General features: G+C 35.8%; 14 protein-coding genes, 1 tRNA gene, 1 other RNA gene and 1 pseudogene. 14 read left to right on the top strand and 3 right to left on the bottom strand.

What is annotated here, in order from left to right; translation table 11 throughout:
• Positions 1-159: 159 nt before the first annotated feature.
• The 3 genes and pseudogenes from ACY191_RS00135 to ACY191_RS00125 form a co-directional block, all read left to right on the top strand.
• Positions 160-525: pseudogene (locus ACY191_RS00135) on the top strand (NUDIX hydrolase); the annotation flags it as partial.
• Positions 514-1044, top strand: a complete 531-nt coding sequence (locus ACY191_RS00130; protein ID WP_306669275.1) for a GNAT family N-acetyltransferase — start codon at positions 514-516, stop codon at positions 1042-1044. The pseudogene ACY191_RS00135 and the gene ACY191_RS00130, both read left to right, overlap by 12 nt.
• A 108-nt stretch (positions 1045-1152) precedes the next feature.
• Positions 1153-2427 (top strand): ammonium transporter, encoded by a 1275-nt coding sequence (locus ACY191_RS00125; RefSeq protein ID WP_042739932.1) that lies wholly within the window; start codon positions 1153-1155, stop codon positions 2425-2427.
• A gap of 180 nt (positions 2428-2607) precedes the next feature.
• On the opposite strand, the gene ACY191_RS00120 is transcribed toward ACY191_RS00125, so the two are convergent.
• From ACY191_RS00120 to gltC, 3 genes are all read right to left on the bottom strand, one after another.
• Positions 2608-3384 (bottom strand): YibE/F family protein, encoded by a 777-nt coding sequence (locus tag ACY191_RS00120; protein ID WP_042739933.1) that lies wholly within the window; start codon positions 3382-3384, stop codon positions 2608-2610.
• Entirely contained in the window at positions 3384-4493 is a 1110-nt protein-coding gene (locus tag ACY191_RS00115; RefSeq protein ID WP_042739934.1) for a YibE/F family protein, read from the bottom strand. Before ACY191_RS00115 ends, ACY191_RS00120 begins: the two co-directional genes overlap by 1 nt.
• A gap of 97 nt (positions 4494-4590) precedes the next feature.
• Positions 4591-5478 carry a glutamate biosynthesis transcriptional regulator GltC gene (gene gltC, locus ACY191_RS00110; protein WP_042739935.1) on the bottom strand — a complete coding sequence of 296 codons (888 nt, stop codon included), beginning with the start codon at positions 5476-5478 and terminating at the stop codon, positions 4591-4593.
• 141 nt (positions 5479-5619) lie between these two features.
• On the opposite strand from gltC, the gene gltB reads away from it, so the two are divergent.
• The 11 genes from gltB to recR all read left to right on the top strand — a co-directional run bounded on the left by gltB (position 5620) and on the right by recR (position 19922).
• On the top strand, positions 5620-10119 hold the full coding sequence (gene gltB, locus ACY191_RS00105) for a glutamate synthase large subunit (protein ID WP_229366852.1): 4500 nt from the start codon (positions 5620-5622) through the stop codon (positions 10117-10119).
• 20 nt (positions 10120-10139) lie between these two features.
• Positions 10140-11603, top strand: coding sequence for a glutamate synthase subunit beta (locus ACY191_RS00100; RefSeq protein WP_042739937.1), 1464 nt, complete (start codon positions 10140-10142; stop codon positions 11601-11603).
• Between the two features lie 59 nt (positions 11604-11662).
• A tRNA-Ser gene (locus ACY191_RS00095) sits at positions 11663-11755 on the top strand.
• Positions 11756-12130: 375 nt separating this feature from the next.
• On the top strand, positions 12131-13558 hold the full coding sequence (gene treP / locus ACY191_RS00090) for a PTS system trehalose-specific EIIBC component (RefSeq protein WP_107579430.1): 1428 nt from the start codon (positions 12131-12133) through the stop codon (positions 13556-13558).
• A 79-nt stretch (positions 13559-13637) separates the two neighbouring features.
• Positions 13638-15272, top strand: coding sequence for an alpha,alpha-phosphotrehalase (treC, locus tag ACY191_RS00085; protein WP_229366853.1), 1635 nt, complete (start codon positions 13638-13640; stop codon positions 15270-15272).
• Positions 15273-15301: 29 nt separating this feature from the next.
• A complete protein-coding gene (gene treR, locus ACY191_RS00080; RefSeq protein ID WP_042739939.1) occupies positions 15302-16021 on the top strand; it encodes a trehalose operon repressor in 720 nt (239 codons plus the stop codon).
• Between the two features lie 122 nt (positions 16022-16143).
• Positions 16144-16412, top strand: an RNA gene (gene ffs, locus ACY191_RS00075) — signal recognition particle sRNA large type.
• Between the two features lie 180 nt (positions 16413-16592).
• Positions 16593-17123: a GNAT family N-acetyltransferase gene (locus ACY191_RS00070; RefSeq protein ID WP_042739940.1), complete on the top strand. Its 531-nt coding sequence runs from the start codon at positions 16593-16595 to the stop codon at positions 17121-17123.
• Positions 17124-17182: 59 nt separating this feature from the next.
• Positions 17183-18916, top strand: coding sequence for a DNA polymerase III subunit gamma/tau (gene dnaX / locus ACY191_RS00065; RefSeq protein ID WP_042739941.1), 1734 nt, complete (start codon positions 17183-17185; stop codon positions 18914-18916).
• A gap of 87 nt (positions 18917-19003) precedes the next feature.
• Positions 19004-19321 carry a YbaB/EbfC family nucleoid-associated protein gene (locus ACY191_RS00060; RefSeq protein ID WP_002484224.1) on the top strand — a complete coding sequence of 106 codons (318 nt, stop codon included), beginning with the start codon at positions 19004-19006 and terminating at the stop codon, positions 19319-19321.
• A gap of 4 nt (positions 19322-19325) precedes the next feature.
• Positions 19326-19922, top strand: coding sequence for a recombination mediator RecR (gene recR / locus ACY191_RS00055; protein ID WP_107512541.1), 597 nt, complete (start codon positions 19326-19328; stop codon positions 19920-19922).
• Positions 19923-20326 lie beyond the last annotated feature (404 nt).

Genomic DNA, 20326 nt, shown 5'->3' with positions numbered 1-20326 from the left:
GCTCAATATTATAGCATTTTTGCTATAAAATAAGTTTGATAATTAAGGTTATTTTAAAAAACTTGCTACGTGTGAATATTGAAGTATGATAACATAAGCTAGAATTGTTTAAAAATACTTTGTCTAATAAACCTAGGATGTATGAAGGAGTGTAAAGTGATGATTAGATGTGTGTGCTTAGTCATAGAACAGGATGACCAACTATTACTAGTGCAAGCTAGGCATCGTGAAAAATATTATTTTCCGGGAGGTAAGATCGACCCTGGAGAATTACATATTCAGGCATTGCAAAGAGAAATACAAGAGGAATTACAAATGACGCTTGCAGAAACTGATATAGAGTATATGACTACGATTATAGGTGATGCATATCCTCAGCCGAATACGCAAACAGAGTTGAACTTATTTAGACTTATAGCAGATGTAGATTGGGAGAAATTAAATCCTGCTCAAGAAATTACTGATATGCAATGGATTGATGTTACGGCACGAGATCAAATTGCACCTGCAGTATTGAAATGGATTGATTATTCTAGAGGAAGCAACAATGTTGCAGCGGCACCAAGTGGCATTGCTTTAATACCGTATAATGAAGATTTATATGAAGCGGTTGAAGGTATAACATTAAAAGCTGAAGACAATCAATTTACAAAAACGCCTATAGAAAATATTAGACTTGCACAAATAGATTCAGAGCGACATCCAACCTTGGTTTTTAATGCGCAACAGCAATGTGTGGGGTTCTTTACGTTGCACGAAGGTGATGGTGTACGTCCGTATTCAAGCAATGTTGCTGAAAGCATCTTCTTTAGATCGTTTAGTATTGATGTAAGATATCGAGGTATGGGGTATGCCAAATGCATAATAGAAGAACTTGAAAGGTATGTACGTAGCTATTTCCCACATGTTAAATCTATTTATTTAACTGTTAATAATGATAATGAAATCGCTCGAAAATTATATGCTGCTTGTAATTATGAACACGAAGGTGACAGTTTATTAGAAGGGCGACCAGTCTATAATATGATGAAAAAAATAGTATAATTCGTTAAAGTGCGTCATGAAATCTAACACATAGTGTTATTTTACATGACGCATTTTTGCTATTGCTTTAATTTGGGGGTATGATGCATTGCAAAGGAGTGATGTAAATTGAATCTAAATGATACGCTGTTTTTATTCTTATGTACTTTATTGGTTTGGTTGATGACGCCTGGGTTGAGTTTGTTTTATGGTGGATTAGTCCAATCGAAAAATGTCTTGAATACTGTAATGCAAAGTATGTCGGCGATTGTTGTGGTGACTTTTGCTTGGATTATACTTGGCTTTAGTTTAGGGTTTGGTTCAGGAAATCGAATCCTAGGGGATGTTACATATTTAGGATTACAACATGTTGGCTTTAACACACAAGCAGATATTTCACCGCATATACCATTGGCATTATTTATGTTATTTCAATTAATGTTTTGTACGATTGCGGTATCCATATTGTCTGGGTCTATTGCTGAAAAGATGAAGTTTATTCCGTACTTAATATTTGTATTTTTATGGGTTATCTTAGTTTATAGTCCAGTTGCTCATTGGGTCTGGGGCGGCGGTTGGATTGATGAATTAGGTGCTATAGATTATGCAGGTGGTACAGTGGTTCATATTACATCAGGTGTATCTGGGTTGGTATTGGCGATTATGATAGGTGCAGGGAAAAACTTTGATAAACGTCCGCCACATAACCTAATCATTACACTGATAGGTGCCATTCTTGTTTGGGTCGGTTGGTATGGATTTAATGTAGGAAGTGCTTTGACATTTGATAGTATTGCGATGACATCGTTTGTGAATACGGTCATTGCTGCTAGTGCAGGTGCACTTGGCTGGTCTGTAATGGAGCATATCATGAAAAAGACAACAAGTTTAATTGGAATGTTATCAGGAATGTTAGCTGGTTTGGTAGCAATTACGCCAGCTGCAGGCTTCGTTGGCTATATGAGCGCAATTATTATCGCACTTATTGGAGGAATTTGTTGCTACTTTGCAATTAATTATATAAAGGTTAAATTGAAATATAATGACGCTTTAGATGCATTTGGCATTCATGGTATAGGCGGAGTGGTAGGCGCTATATTAACGGGCGTATTCCAATCACATAAAGTGAATGAAAGTGTGACTAATGGTTTGGCATTTGGTGGGGGAATTGAAACGGTGTGGGTACAAATTGTTGCAGTTGTCGTAACGATTATATTTAGTGGTGTACTCACATTTGTTATTGCAAAAGTAATCGGGCTATTTAGTGCTTTAGGAACAGATGAAGTGGAAGAAGCTCAAGGCTTGGATTATGTAGTTCATGGAGAGCGTGCATATTTTAGTGGTGAATTTGGAGAACGGGATTATTTCAGTGGAGAGTTGAATAAGTTTAATAGACGACCATAAATATATGAAATGTAAAAAGGGAATATTCTACCTAATGGACAGTATTACAACGAGCGCATTCAAATAAATACGGGAATCATAACGGGAGTATGGTGACGGAACAATACAAAATAATACAACATGAACAAAATCGTCTCTCGAGCATAAGGAATAAGCTAGAGAGACGATTTTTTATTATAATTAAGATTCACTTTCTTGTTCATGGCGTTGTTGCTGCTTGATTAATATTGCAGATAACCATGCAGTGATAGGAATGCTGATTGCAACAGCGATACCACCAAGTAAGATTGAAATAAATTCTTGAACAAAGATTTTTGAGTTGATGATATGTCCAAATGAATAATTTAGTTTGAAGAACCAAAAGAACAATGTCAGTTGTCCGCCAAAGTATGCTAGATAAATTGTATTTGCTGATGTGGCTAATATTTCACGTCCTACACGCATACCAGAATGGAATAAATCGCTTTGACTGAGTGTAGGGTTCGCTCTATTCAACTCATACATTGGAGAACTAATAGTTATGGCTAAGTCGATAACAACTGCGATTACGGCAAGCACAATGGTAAATACCATAAATTTCACCATATCAATACCGATATTCATGGAAAAGATATAAGTTTCATCTTGTTGTTCGGTTGCGAAACCTTGCAAATGGCCAATAGCAACTGAAAGATAAATACCGATGATTAATATCACTGTAGTTAGGATCGTGGCATAGAATGCAGCCTTTGTTTTTGTATTGTAACTATTGAGTACAAATAAATTACAACAAGCGATAACGATACAGAAAACCAATGTAACGATATAAATGGGTGCGCCAAACATAATGATAATAATCGATAATAATAAAATGACAAAATTTAAAAATAATGTCAGATAAGATACGAGTCCTTTTTTACCGCCGAAAACCAACATCAAAATCAATAATATAATACCTAAAATTGTAGTGACACTCATTACTTCGCACCTCGCAGTTTAAACCATAATTGCATCAATACAATGGTTATTGGGATGGTCAAGACAATTCCAATTCCGCCTGTGATCGCTCTCGAAATTTCTAATGACCAGTTCATAGAAATTGTATAGGTAATCGTATTACCATTTTTTAAATAAATGAGGAGCATTGCTAAGCTGCCTGACAAATATGAAAATAATAGAATGTTTGTCATGGTGCCCATAATATCTTGCCCTATATTTCGGCCAGCCAATGCCCATCTAGTCATGCTGATATCAGGTGTTCGACGCAAGATTTCATGCATGCCACTTGCAATAGTAATGGCGACATCCATTACTGCTCCTAGAGAACCTATCAGAACTGAAGAAAGAAATACTTCTTTAGGTGGTAAGGTTAAAAAGCTCATTGTTTCAAATTTTAAGCCCTTGCCATCTGTCAGTTCGATAACTAACTGAGTAATGCCAATACAGATGAAAGTACCGAGCAAGGTGCTGACTATGGTGATTAAGGTTCGCCATTGCCATCCGGTAACCAGTAGTAATGTCAAAGTTGTAGATATAATAATGCCGATGCTTACTAATAAGAATAAACTGACATTAGGTGAATGATTGTGAATCATAATAGCTAAGATGACTACGCCAGAGTTGATTACTAAGGATACTAAAGATTGTAAACCAATCTTTCTACCAACAAGCAATACGGTTAACAAGAAGATGCCAGTAACTGCAACTGTGAGACTGTCGCGTTTCTTCTCAGTGATATAGGCATCGTTTGGATGTTTATCAATGTGCAATAGTACTTTATTATGTTTTGAAAATGCTTCGCTATCGGCTTGAGAAGCTATGTAAGTATTTTCAATGGTTGCTGTTTTACCTTCGAACTGTCCGTTTAAAATTTTAATCGTCAATAATTGCTTGTGTTTGATATCACGATTGTGATGTTCATCGGTTACTTTGGAAGTTGATTTGTTTTCCACTTTCGTAATTTCTCCAATTGTATTGTGGTAGAATTTATCATTTACAAAAGTAAATAGAAATAAGCCGATGAAAATGACACAAAACACTAAGATAACCCAGTTGAAGGGGTGTTTAAAAAATGAATTCATCTTCATAGTTGTATTCCAATCCTCTCTCTATAGACAATGTGATTATACGCCCGTAAAAAAATGAATTCAAAGATTTATATGTTTGATTAATCGTTATAATAATTTAATGATAGGTTGCACTTCTACTCAACAATTGCTCGATCGTCGATTGCATCAGTTGTATATCATTCTTTCGATTATCTTTACGCATCACGCTACAAATTGTACGTTTAAGTTCGGTGTGATTCAATGGTATATCAACCCATTTGCTAGGGTTACGCTCTAAAAAATGATACGTCGCAGTGATAATATAACCACGTTCGTGATTTAATAAATATTGAGCGAGTTGCGGATGTGTTACAGTTCGGATTGGCTTTTCTACTATATTGCTTAATGTTTGTCTAATATTGTTTGGTAATGGATAAAATTCGTAAATTGATTTAGTTGAGAATTGAACTAACGGTGGATTGGTTGCCATTGTGATGGGGTCATCTTTAGGTGCGTAGATATGATAGTTCTCTTCGAACAATGGATTAGTCTTTAGGCGTTGATTCTGTTTGACGTCGTTAGTTAAATCCGTAAAGCCAATATCGATTTGATCTGTTAATAAGGAGCTAATGATTTCACCTTCTTCCATTAAGATTGGTTCGATAATGGATTCACTTTTATTCTCAAATGATTGAATTAATAAAGTTAATACTTGAGAGATATAACTTTCGACATAGCCAATACGAATTATATAGTGGTTTGAGCGTGACTGTTCGTGAAATAGGCGTTTTGTTTCATCTAATTGTTCAATAATTTTCGTGGCTTCTGAAAATAATTGTTTGCCAGAATCTGTGAGATAAATGTTACGACCTTCTCTTTTAAATAATGTAACTTGCAATTCTTCTTCTAACTGAGTAATTTGTCTACTAATTGCTGATTGCGCGATATCTAATTCAAGTGCTGCCTCAGATAAATGTTCACGTTTGGCAACTTCTATAAAGTACTTTAATTGCTTTATCTCCAATATTTAATCCCCCATTAATCAACTATTGTTCTATTAATTAGAATGATATCATCTAATTTATATATTGAACAGATTAATTTACTGCTATATAGTTTACTTACTTATTTAATATTCAGAATTTTCGTAAAAGAGGTGAACATCATGCTCGAATATAATAAAAAATTGGGCTTATATGATAGTCGTGAAGAACATGATGCATGTGGTATAGGATTTTATGCCAATATGGATAATAACAGAAATCATGATATCGTTGAAAAATCATTAGAAATGTTACGTAGACTAGATCATCGTGGCGGTGTTGGAGCTGACGGCGTTACAGGTGATGGGGCAGGTATTATGACTGAAGTGCCTTATGACTACTTTTCAAAATATACAGATTTAGAATTACCAGCAGAAGGTCATTACGCAGTAGGTATGTTTTTTGCTAAAGAAAAAATAGCCGGTTCTAATCATGAAGCACAATTTAATGCGCATTTTGAAGCGGAAGGTTTATCAGTAATTGGCTATAGAGATGTGCCTGTAGATGTGACGGCGATTGCACCACACGTTGCAGCAACAATGCCGCATATTCAACAAGTATTCGTTGCTTTAAATGATGTTTCACATGTAGAACGCATGCTTTTTTTAGCTCGTAAACAAATCGAAAATTATGCAAATCAACAAGATTTGGATTTATATTTTACTAGTTTGTCTAATAGAACAATTGTTTATAAAGGTTGGTTACGTTCAGACCAAATTAAAGCATTATACTTGGATTTAAATCATGAAGCTTATGTTTCTAAGTTAGGTTTGGTGCATTCTAGATTTAGTACTAATACATTTCCAAGTTGGAAACGTGCGCATCCAAATAGATTATTAATGCACAATGGTGAAATCAATACGATTAAGGGTAACGTCAATTGGATGAGAGCAAGACAAAACGAATTAATCGAAACTGTATTTGGTGCTGAAAAAGATAAAGTTAAAGAAATAGTTGATGAAGATGGTAGTGACTCTGCTATTGTAGATAATGCATTAGAATTCTTATCATTAGCTATGGAACCTGAACGTGCTGCTATGCTGATGATTCCAGAACCATGGTTATATAATAAGGCAAATGATGCGAATGTACGTGCATTTTATGAGTTCTATAGTTATTTAATGGAGCCTTGGGATGGACCGACGATGATTTCTTTCTGTAACGGGGATAAAATTGGTGCATTAACTGACCGAAATGGTTTGCGTCCAGGACGTTATACAATTACGAATGATAACTATATCGTCTTTTCATCAGAGGTTGGTGTAATTGATGTACCGGAGGAAGATGTTGCTTTTAAAGGTCAATTAAATCCAGGTAAGTTATTACTAGTAGACTTCAAAGAAAATAAAGTCGTTGAAAATAATGAACTTAAGGCACGTATTGCAGATGAATTGCCGTATGAAAGTTGGTTGGAGCAATTTTCCGTAGATTTAAAATTAGATCAAGTGAAATATGAAGCGTCTGATTGGACGGAAGAGACATTAACTAAATTACAAAAGCAATTTGTTTACACTAAGGAAGAAATGGACAAATACATGACCGAATTGGTAGAAAGTAAGAAAGATCCAATCGGTGCGATGGGCTACGATGTGCCGATAGCTGTGTTAAATGAAAAAGACGAAACGTTGTTTAACTATTTTAAACAACTCTTTGCACAGGTTACCAATCCACCAATTGATGCTTATCGTGAAAAAATAGTAACAAGTGAGTTGAGCTATCTTGGTAGTGAAGGTAATTTATTAGAGCCAAATGAAGATGTCTTGAACAGAATTCAACTGAAAAAACCTGTCATTACTGAAAGTCAATTAGCAACGATTGAAAATAGTAGATTTAATGTGAAACATTTATCTACTATATATAGTGAAGATCTTGAAACAGCATTGGAAAAATTAGGTGAACAAGCAATTCATGCTGTCCAAGAAGGTAATGAAATCTTGGTGCTAGACGATAGAGTACTTGCGTCTGAAGATGGCTACGCAATGCCTATGCTGTTAGCTCTTAGCCATATTCATCAGTTGTTAATAAGAGAAGGCTTACGTATGCGTACGAGTTTGGTTGCTTTATCAGGTGAAACAAGAGAAGTGCATCATGTTGCTTGCTTATTAGGTTATGGGGCAAATGCAGTCGTACCTTATTTAGCACAAAGAACGATAGAACAATTAGTGCTAAATAAACGTATCGATGGTGAAGTTGCTGAAAATGTGCAAGCTTATACGGATACATTATCTGAAGGTGTCATTAAAGTGATGGCTAAGATGGGTATATCAACAGTGCAAAGTTACCAAGGTGCTCAAATTTTTGAGGCTATTGGTTTATCTGATGAAGTAATCGATAAATACTTTACGGGAACACAATCTAAATTATCTGGTATTTCAATAGATATGATAGACCGTGAGAATAAAGCGAGACAAACGCCGAAAAGTGAATATATTGAATCAGGCAGTACATTCCAATGGCGTCAGCAAGGTCAACATCACGCGTTTAATCCGACTTCAATTCATTTATTACAACATGCTTGTCGCTCGAATGACTATGCAAAATTCAAGCAATTTTCAACTGAAGTAAATCATAAACGTACAGACCATATCCGACATTTAATGGAATTCAAGACACAAGAACCAATTGATATTAGTCAAGTAGAACCGGCAAGTGAGATTGTTAAGCGTTTCAACACTGGAGCGATGAGTTATGGTTCTATTTCGGAAGAAGCACACCAAACATTAGCAGAAGCTATGAATCGTATGGGTGGTAAGAGTAATAGTGGTGAAGGTGGGGAAAACCCAGAACGCTATACTATAGATGAAGAAGGTCGCGATCATTCAAGTGCCATCAAGCAAGTTGCATCAGGTAGATTCGGTGTTACAAGTGATTATTTACAACATGCAAAAGAAATACAAATCAAAGTAGCTCAAGGTGCGAAGCCAGGTGAAGGTGGACAGTTGCCAGGTACAAAGGTATATCCTTGGATTGCTGAAGTCAGAGGGTCAACACCTGGTATTGGTTTGATTTCACCACCACCACACCATGATATTTATTCAATAGAAGATTTGGCTCAGTTGATTCATGATTTGAAAAATGCGAATAAAGAAGCGAATATCACAGTGAAACTTGTTTCTAAAACGGGTGTCGGCACAATAGCTGCAGGTGTTGCAAAAGCCTACGCCGATAAAATTGTTATCAGTGGCTATGACGGTGGTACAGGTGCTTCACCTAAAACAAGTATTCAACATGCTGGGGTGCCATGGGAAATTGGTCTTGCTGAAACGCATCAGACTTTAATGATGAATGATTTAAGATCTAGAGTGAAAGTGGAAACAGACGGTAAATTACTGACTGGTAAAGATGTTGCTTATGCTTGTGCGCTTGGTGCAGAAGAATTTGGTTTCGCAACGGCACCACTTGTGGTGTTAGGTTGTATTATGATGCGCGTGTGCCATAAGGATACATGTCCAGTAGGTATAGCAACACAAAACCAAGACTTGCGTGCTTTGTATAATGGTCGTGCAGATCATGTCGTTAACTTTATGCACTTTATCGCTGAAGAGCTAAGAGAAATATTAGCAGAATTAGGTTTGAAATCAGTAGAAGAATTAATTGGTAGAACAGATTTGTTACAACGTACAGGCAACTTGGCTTCGCGTCGACCTAAAGCTGCGGCGATGGATGTTGAAGCATTATTGTATCAGCATGAAGGTGATCGCTTTAAGAAAATTGAACAAGATCATCATCTTGATGTCAGTCTAGACATGACGAGACTATATCCTGAAGCGCAAGAGGCAATTGAGCAAGGTGGCACATTTACAGGTGAATATGTATTAAATAATGAACAGCGTGACGTTGGTGTAATTACGGGCAGTGCAATAACAAGAGTGCATGGTACAGCAGGATTACCTGAGGATTCTATTTATGCTAAAACAACTGGCCATGCTGGTCAAAGCTTAGCGGCATATACACCAAAAGGCTTTACAGTGCATCATACTGGTGATGCCAATGACTATGTAGGTAAAGGCTTATCTGGCGGTAAAATTATTATCAATGCACCTAATAAACAACGCGAACAAGAAATTATAGCCGGAAATGTTTGTTTCTATGGTGCTTCTGAAGGTAAAGCATTTATCAATGGTAAAGCAGGAGAACGTTTCTGTATTCGTAATAGTGGTGTCCAAGCAGTTGTCGAAGGCATAGGAGATCATGGTTTAGAGTATATGACTGGTGGACGTATTGTGATCCTTGGTGATGTTGGTAAGAACTTTGGCCAAGGTATGAGTGGAGGCGTAAGTTATATCTTCCCATCAGACGTTAAACAGTTTAAGAAAGAACATAAGTTAGATACGCTTGATTTCGATGCTATTACGGTAAAGGAAGAACGCTCAGTATTAAAAGAGATGCTAGAAGCACATGTTAAATATACCGATAGTACCAAAGCGAAAGAGATATTAGCAGATTTTGATAATATTGCTGATAAAGTTGTAAAAGTGATACCTAAAGATTACAAATTAATGATGCAAAAAATAGATTTACAAAAACGTAATTCAAGTCAATTAGATGAAGCTTTATTAAAAGCATTTAATGACAAACGCACACATATTGAATCAGAACAACAATTGAGTGCCGTTTATTAATCGTAGAGGGGGGATTTATCATGGGTGAATTCAAAGGATTTATGAATTATGAAAAACAACAACTACATGAATTGTCACTAGTTGATCGTTTAAATAATCACGAAGCTTTTCAACAAAGATTTACCAATGAGGAAGCGGCTGAACAAGGGGCGCGCTGTATGGATTGTGGCACACCATTTTGTCAGACAGGTGAACCGTTTGGTAGAGAGACGATAGGTTGTCCTATTGGTAACTATATTCCTGAATGGAATGATCTCGTGTATAGACACGATTTTAAAACGGCATATGAACGTTTGAGCGAAACAAATAATTTTCCGGAATTTACAGGGCGTGTTTGTCCAGCTCCATGCGAGCAGTCATGTGTCATGAAGATTAATCGTGAATCTGTAGCTATTAAAGGTATTGAGAGAACAATTATTGATGAAGCTTATGAAAATGGATGGGTACAACCGACAATTCCGACTGAACGAAAAAATGAAACGGTCGCAATTGTTGGGAGTGGTCCAGCTGGTTTGACTGCTGCAGATGAGTTGAATAAATTAGGTTACAATGTAACTGTTTATGAACGTGCGCATGAAGCAGGTGGTCTATTGATGTATGGTATACCAAATATGAAATTGGATAAAGATGTGATTCGTCGTAGAATTAAAATTATGCAAGATTCAGGTATTGAGTTTGTAACTGATACGGAAATTGGTGTCGACATCAGTAGAGAGGAATTAAATGAACGTCACGATGCTATTATTCTTTGTACAGGATCGCAAAATGCAAGAGATTTACCATTAGAAGGACGTATGGGTCAAGGTATTCACTTTGCTATGGATTATTTGACTGAACAAATGCAAGTATTGAATGGTGAATTGAGTGAACCTACAATCACAGCTGAAGGCAAAAATGTTATTGTTATCGGTGCCGGTGATACAGGGGCAGACTGTGTTGCAACTGCATTACGTGAAAATTGCAAGTCAATTGTTCAATTTAACAAATACACAAAACAACCAGAAGAAATAGAATTTGATGAAAATACGTATTGGCCATTGGCAATGCCGGTATTTAAAATGGATTATGCACATAAAGAATATCAATCACGCTTTGGTTTTGAACCACGTGCATACGGTGTACAAACAATGCGTTATGATGTGGATCACATTGGAAATATTAAAGGTGTATATACTCAAATTTTAGAAGAAACGGATGAAGGCATGGTCGTTGTTGATGGGACAGAACGCCATTGGCCTGCTGACTTAGTATTATTATCTATTGGCTTTATTGGTACAGAAACAACAGTTCCTCATGCGTTTGATATTCAAACTGAACGTAATAAAATCGTTGCTGATAATAAAGATTTTAGAACGAATCAACCTCATATCTTTGCTGCTGGTGACGCAAGAAGAGGTCAAAGCCTTGTCGTATGGGCGATTCAAGAGGGTAGAGCTGTAGCGAATTCAGTTGATGAATATTTGAAAGAAAAAACACTGGTGTAACACAAAAAAATGTTTGACTTTTATGACGGGCTATAATATTATAATTATTGTGTTCGTTTGGAGGAATACCCAAGTCCGGCTGAAGGGATCGGTCTTGAAAACCGACAGGGGCTTAACGGCTCGCGGGGGTTCGAATCCCTCTTCCTCCGCCATTGTTTTTTAAAACCAAGACTAATAAATAGATTTGACCACCACTTAATATGTATTAAGTGGTGGTCTTTTTTGTCTGCAGTGAAAGATGTATAACAGATTGAACGTGGCTATGAAACGAACTATCCATGTTAAAGCCATTACATTCTATAGTCGAAGATATCGTTAATCATATTATTTACATTTGAGTTTTTTATTAAGTGTCGTAAGCTTGATGGTTCCAGTTGCGCTTAAAAAGTGCTTATACATTATAAATTGTTATCGTTTTACAATAGGTTACTTTAAGAAGTAAAACATTTTCAAATGAAAGCCTTTACAAAACTTGTATAGACAAGTTATACTTTGGTTAATTACAAAATGTAAGGGAGTGGATCATCATGGCTGTGAAAAAGAAAGATGTAGAAGATATAGTCGAAGCGGTTGGGGGCAAAGAAAATTTGGACACAGCAACGCATTGTGTCACACGCTTAAGATTAGTCTTAAAAGATGATGATAAAGTGGATAAAGATAGATTGAGTAACAACGATTTAGTTAAAGGGCAGTTTAAGGCGGACAATCAATACCAAATTGTTATTGGCCCGGGAACTGTTGATGAAGTATATAAACAGTTTGTTGAAGTAACAGGTACGACTGAAGCTTCGAAGGAAGACGCAAAGTCAGCCGCAGCTAAAAAGGGTAACCCGGTTCAAAGATTGATTAAATTGTTGGGAGATATCTTTATACCAATCTTGCCGGCAATCGTTACTGCAGGTTTGTTAATGGGAATAAACAACTTATTGACGATGAAAGGTTTGTTTGGTCCAAAACCATTAGTTGAACAATTTCCGCAACTTGGCGACTTTTCTAATATTATAAATGTGATTGCAAGCACAGCATTTATCTTCCTACCGGCACTTATTGGGTGGAGTAGTATGAGAGTGTTTGGTGGTAGTCAAATTCTAGGTTTGGTACTCGGATTAGTATTGATGAACCCACAACTTGTGTCACAGTATGATATCGCTAAAGGTCATATACCAACTTGGCATATCTTCGGTTTAGAAATTAAACAATTGAATTATCAAGGACAAGTATTGCCGATACTGTTGGCTTCTTATGTATTAGCGCAGATTGAAAAGGGCTTAAATAAAGTAGTGCATGATTCTATTAAAATGCTAGTCGTTGGGCCTGTTGCATTATTAATAACAGGGTTCTTGTCATTTATCATTATTGGGCCGCTTGCATTATGGTTAGGAACTGGAATCACAAACGGTGTGACATTTGTTTTTGAACATGCAGGTTGGTTAGGCGGAGCGATTTATGGTCTGTTTTACGCGCCGCTAGTAATCACTGGTTTACATCATATGTTCTTGGCTGTTGATTTCCAATTGATGGGAAGCGAACTTGGCGGAACGTATTTATGGCCAATCCTTGCTATTTCTAATATCTGTCAAGGTTCTGCGGCATTTGGTGCATGGTATATTTATAAAAAAAGAAAAATGGGCAAGGAACAAGGTTTAGCAATGACTTCAGGTATATCTGGTTTCTTAGGAGTGACAGAACCAGCGATGTTTGGTGTGAACTTGCCATTAAAATATCCATTTATTGCATCTATCATTACATCAGGTGTATTGGGTGCGTTTATAGGCGCTAATAGAGTGCTAGGTAATGTAGGTGTCGGAGGTGTACCGGCAATTATTTCTATACAAAAAGAATATTGGTTAGTATATGGTATTTGTATCATTATAGCGATATGTGTACCATTTATACTAACAGTCTTTTTATCAAGATTTAGTAAAGAAGAAACGAAAGAACTTGTCGATGAATAGGGCGTGACAGCCAACAATTAAACTCGCTAAATGATATTAGCGAGTTTTTTTCAAATAATAACTTAAGGTGGTTTTAAATATGGAACAAAATGATTGGAGAAAATCAGTCGTCTATCAAATTTATCCGAAGTCTTTTAATGACACAACGGGTAGTGGTGAAGGAGATATTCAAGGCATTATAGAAAAGTTAGACTACTTACAATATTTAGGGGTCGATTATTTATGGCTAACGCCAGTGTATGAGTCTCCGATGAATGATAACGGATACGATATAAGTAATTACTATAAGATCAATGAGCGATTTGGGACAATTGAAGATTTAAAGTCACTCATTGCAAAAGCGCATCAACGTAACTTGAAAATCATGATGGATATTGTAATCAATCATACTTCTACAGATCACGAATGGTTTAAAAAAGCCTATGAAGATCAAGAAAGTCCATATAGAGATTATTATTTCTTTAGACGCTCTGCAGACAATAGACCGCCGACAAACTGGGAATCTAAATTTGGGGGAAATGCCTGGAAATATGATCCTAAAACAGAATCATACTATTTACATCTGTTCGATGTGACGCAAGCAGATTTAAATTGGGATAATCCGGAAGTAAGAAAGGCACTATATGACATTATAAATTATTGGATAGACTTTGGTGTTGATGGCTTTAGATTTGATGTCATAAACTTAATTTCTAAAGGTGAATTTAAAGATTCGCAATATATTGGTAAGGAATTTTATACTGATGGACCGCGTGTACATGAATATTTACATGAAATGAACCAGCATACTTTCGGTAATCGAGAGATGATGACTGTCGGGGAAATGTCTTCTACAACTATTGAAGATTGTATTAAGTACTCTAACCCTGAACGTCAAGAATTGAGCAGTGTATTTAACTTCCATCACTTGAAAGTAGATTATGTAAATGGTGAAAAATGGACGAATGCAAAGTTAAACTTTCATAAATTGAAAGAAATTTTAATGGAGTGGCAACTTGGTATATATGATGGGAATGGTTGGAATGCTATATTCTGGTGCAATCATGATCAACCTAGAGTTGTTTCTAGATTTGGTGACGACTCGACACCGCACAATCATCAAGAAAGTGCCAAGATGCTAGCAACGGTCTTGCATATGTTACAAGGAACACCATATATTTATCAAGGTGAAGAAATTGGTATGACCGATCCTCATTTTAATGATATTAATCAATATAGAGATGTTGAGTCGCTAAACGCATATGATAATATGAAAGAACGTGGATTTGAAGAAAGTGAAATACTTGAAATATTAGGTCAAAAATCACGAGATAACTCTAGAACGCCAGTACAATGGTCAAATTTAGAAAATGCAGGATTTACAACTGGACAACCGTGGATTGATATCCCTGAAAATTATCATAGCATTAATGTAGAAACTGCCATAAATGATGAGAATTCAGTGTTGCATACGTATAGAAAGTTAATACAATTAAGACATGAACACGACATTGTGACTTATGGCAGTATTGAGCCTTTGCATATGGAGCACGATAAACTATTTATTTATAAACGTCACTATAATGAAGAAACGTGGTTAATTATTGCTAATTTTTCTAAAGAATCATGTGAAATACCTGCAAATATCAATTTAGAAGGAGAAGTGATGATTACTAACGGTACAATAACTGGTAATCAGATTACCGGGTTTGGTTCTATTGTGATACAACAGTAATATTAAAAAAGGTAAGAGAGTGGACGACAATGGTACAGAAAAAATTTATTACGATATATGAAACGCTTCGTAAAGACATCTTGGAATCAAATTTAGTGTACGGTGCTCAATTACCGTCAGAGAATGAATTGGTAGAACAGTATCAATCATCACGAGAAACCGTACGTAAAGCACTGAACCTATTAGTACGTGATGGGATGATACAAAAAATTCGCGGCAAAGGATCTGTAGTGATATATCAAGGATTAACTGAATTTCCTTTTTCTGACCTTATTAGTTTTAGTGAAGTGCAACAGGGTTTAGGTTTACAACATGAAACGACTGTTGAAGTGCTGGAAAGTATAACAGCGAATGAGGTTCCTTATGTTAAGTCAGCTTTAGAAATTAGTGGTACGACGAGGTTGTGGCATTTAATTCGTACAAGAAGTATAAATAATCAAGTGAAAATTATTGATGAAGATTACTTTGTTAAAGATATTATTCCGGGCATTACTGAGTCGATTGCACAACAATCATTATATGCTTATATTGAAAATGAGTTGAATTTAGTTATAAGTTATTCGAATAAATCTATCACTTTTGAGCCGTTTGGAACATTAGAATACGATATATTCGGGGATGATGTTGCACCTTATACTGCAACAGTGAGAGGGATAGTTCATTTAGAGGATACAACTAAATTCCAGTATAATATCTCTAGACATTTAGCTACTGACTTTAAATTCAATGACTTTTCGAGAAGGCATTAAGATGTAATGGATGTGTTTAATGCACTTCATATTAAATAAGAAAATAGTTGAAATAAAAATAATATAATGAATGAAAGCTTATACTTGCATTTCAGTGTCTGATTATAGTATGATATATTTTGCCGTGCTAGGTGGGGAGGTAGCGGTTCCCTGTACTCGAAATCCGCTTTATGCGAGACTTAATTCCTTTGCTGAGGCTGTGTTTTTGTGAAGCAGCCCGAAGCACGTAGTGTTTGAAGATTTCGGTCCTATGCAATATGAACCCATGAATCATGTCAGGTCCTGACGGAAGCAGCATTAAGTGGATCATCATATGTGCCGTAGGGTTGCCGAGATTTAGCTGTCGACTTCGGTAACGTTTATGATACACACTCGAAGCGAAGGTGCACGGCTTTAATTATTAATATAATGATTTACATATAGAGTGAGTGACTTGTCTTTTGATAGCAGTCGCTCTTTTTTTATATTAAAATATAATAAATAATTTGTTATTATAAGGAATAGTTTGTGAATGAAGATTAAAGGTGTTATTGAAACAATTTATTTATGGTATAGCTAAGAGGAGGCGCCAATGCAAATTTATTTGAGTTCTTTAACAGAAAATGATTATGACACGAGTTTACAGGCGATAAAGGCAGCGTTTGAAGATGTGGTTGAATCGAATCATGACGAACAAGAATTAGTAGTGAGATTAAGAGAAGCTCCAGAATATAATTATGAATTAGAAGTTGTCGCGAAAAATGAAAATGGAGACGTTGTAGGACATATAATGTTGTCAGAAGTGAAGATTGTAAGTGATGATACAACATATACTGCCTTAGCCCTTGCACCATTGTCTGTATTGCCAGAATATCGTAACAAAGGTTTGGGAAAAGCGTTGATTCAAGCAGTAGAGGAACGTGTAAAAGCATTAGACTATACAACGATTGTTGTGCTGGGCGACCCAAATTACTATGGTAAATTTGGGTATGAGGAAGCAAAAGATTACGACATTGATAGTCCTTTTGACGTACCATCCGAATACTTTATGGTGAAATTTTTGTGGGATCAACTTATAGATAGACCTGTAGGTACCGTGGTCTATCCTGAATCATTTAATTGATATTCACAATGCCGAAATAAAATGTATAATAACTGTTGAACGCTATTGGAGGTGCGAAAGTGAATTATCAAGCATTATATAGAATGTTTCGTCCGCAAAGCTTTGAAGATGTTGTCGGACAGGAACACGTAACAAAGACGTTGCGCAATGCGATATCAAAAAACAAACAATCGCATGCCTATATTTTTAGTGGGCCGAGAGGAACAGGAAAGACGAGTATCGCTAAAGTATTTGCGAAAGCGATTAATTGTTTAGAACGTTCTGATGGAGAGCCTTGCAATGAATGTGCGATTTGTAAAGGTATTACGCGAGGTACAAATTCAGATGTTATTGAAATTGATGCTGCGAGTAATAATGGTGTAGATGAAATAAGAAATATAAGAGATAAAGTTAAATATGCCCCTAGTGAATCAAAATTCAAAGTTTATATTATTGATGAAGTGCATATGTTAACTACAGGTGCATTTAATGCATTATTAAAAACATTAGAAGAGCCACCAGCACATGCAATATTTATCTTAGCGACAACAGAACCACATAAGATACCTCCAACAATTATTTCTAGGGCACAGCGATTTGATTTTAAAGCGATTGGGCATGATGAAATTGTTGAACGACTAAAATTTGTGGCACAATCACAATCTATAGAATATGATGATGCAGCGCTGGAATTTATTGCAAAAGCCTCTGAAGGTGGTATGAGGGATGCGTTGAGTATCATGGATCAAGCGATTGCATTCGGAGACGACCATCTTACATTGCAAGATGCACTGAATGTGACTGGGAGCGTAGATGCGAGTGCACTTAATGATTTGTTTAAAGAAATAGCAAGTGGAGATGTGAAGTCTGCATTTGCGACATACCATCAATTTGTTTCAGAAGGTAAAGAAGTCAATAGGTTGATTAATGATATGATTTACTTTGTGAGAGATACAATTATGAATAAGACTTCGAATCAAGAAGGCGCACATGACGCACTTTTACATTATGATTTAGATACATTGTATAAAATGATAGATGTTATAAATGACACGCTTGTATCAATTCGATTCAGTGTAAACCAGAATGTGCACTTTGAAGTACTATTGGTAAAAATTGCTGAAATGATAAAAGCACAACCAGAGCATGTACAAACAATTGCTACAACAAGTGTGGCAGCAGAACCCAACAATGATGTGTTACTGCAAAGAATGGAACAACTTGAAAATGAACTTAAAGCAATAAAGGCGCAAGGTGTATCCGTAAGTGGAGCACCACAACAGCAAACTAAAAGATCAGCGAATAGCAGGAATAACCAAAATAAGAATGCTTTTTCAATGCAACAGATAGCCAAAGTGTTAGACAAAGCTAATAAAGACGATATTAAATTGTTGAAAGATCACTGGAATGAAGTAGTGGATCACGCTAAAACAAATGATATGAAATCATTAGTTAGCTTATTGCAAAACTCAGAACCTGTTGCTGCGAGTGAAACGCATGTGCTAATTAAGTTAGAAGAGGAAATTCATTGTGAAATTGTAAATAAAGATGATGAAAAACGTACAAATATAGAAAATGTAGTATGTAAGATAATAGATAAGACGGTAAAAGTCGTAGGCGTACCTGCCGATCAATGGATGAGAGTGAGAACGGAATACATTCAAAATAGAAAAGGTACAAGTGTTGGTAATACTCAAGAAGGAAGCGAAGAACACAATACATCGCAGCAGAAGGAAAGTGAAACTGTAGACGTCGTTCAAAAAGCGAAAGACCTTTTCGGTGAAAGTACAGTGAATGTATTAGATGAAGAGTGATACATGACAATGATTAAAAAGGTATGTATAATAAAATAAAAGCAAATAATTAATGACTTTATATAGAAGATTTAAGGAGGATATATTATGCGCGGTGGCGGAAATATGCAACAAATGATGAAACAAATGCAAAAAATGCAAAAGAAAATGGGCGAAGAACAAGAAAAATTAAAAGAAGAAAAAGTACAAGGTACAGCTGGTGGCGGAATGGTAACAGTAACTGTTTCTGGTCATAAAGAAGTATTAGATGTAGAAATCAAAGAAGAAGCTGTAGATCCAGATGATATCGAAATGTTACAAGATCTTGTAATTGCTGCAACTAATGAAGCGATGAATAAAGCTGATGAACTTACACAAGAACGTTTAGGTAAGCATACGCAAGGCTTAAACATTCCAGGTATGTGATAATATGCATTATCCAGAACCAATTTCTAAACTCATTGATAGTTTCATGAAACTGCCAGGCATTGGACCGAAGACGGCTCAACGTCTGGCGTTTCATGTATTAGATATGAAAGAAGATGACGTAGTACAATTTGCTAAAGCCTTAGTTGATGTAAAGCGAGAGCTTACTTATTGTAGTGTTTGTGGTCACATTACAGAAAATGATCCATGTTATATATGTGAAGATAAACATAGAGATCGTTCGGTTATTTGTGTGGTAGAAGATGATAAAGATGTTATTGCAATGGAGAAAATGCGAGAGTATAAAGGACTATATCATGTATTGCATGGTTCGATATCACCTATGGATGGCATTGGTCCAGAAGATATTAACATTCCATCATTAATAGAACGTTTAAAAAATGATGAAGTAAAAGAATTGATTCTAGCAATGAATCCTAACTTGGAAGGTGAATCGACAGCAATGTATATCTCTCGTCTAGTTAAACCGATTGGCATTACTGTTACTAGATTGGCGCAAGGTCTTTCAGTTGGGGGAGATTTAGAATATGCAGATGAGGTAACACTATCCAAAGCAATAATGGGAAGAACTGAAATGTAAGTAATAGTGTTATGACAAGGTTACTAAACTAAAATAGAACTACCTTTATAGGTAGTTCTATTTTAGTTTAGTAAGAAAGTTAAAAAAATGTAAAATAAATTAAAGTTTGTTTTATAGTGCGTTTTCTATAATTGTAGTGAGATTTAGAGGGATTAATGTATCATAATAAGAACTTGGGTGTGCAAAAAGGTTATAAAGTTCGTGTATTGAGTTGGAAAGGTTTGTTAACAATAGAAATAGTGTAATTTTTAGCGTTGTTAAAGTGTTGATAAGCGTGTATAGTATTTACTTGTCGGACGAAGCAAACGACATAAACAAACAAAATGCTTTAAACAAACAAAAAAATTAATTTTAAAAAGTTGTTGACTTTTCGAGTTGAAACCTGTAAAATTAATTCTTGTGTT

The sequence above is a fragment of the Staphylococcus sp. TCBT05 genome (genome assembly GCF_055179755.1).
Note: the sequence above shows the minus strand (reverse complement) of the source record. Positions and strands in the feature narration are given on the sequence as shown.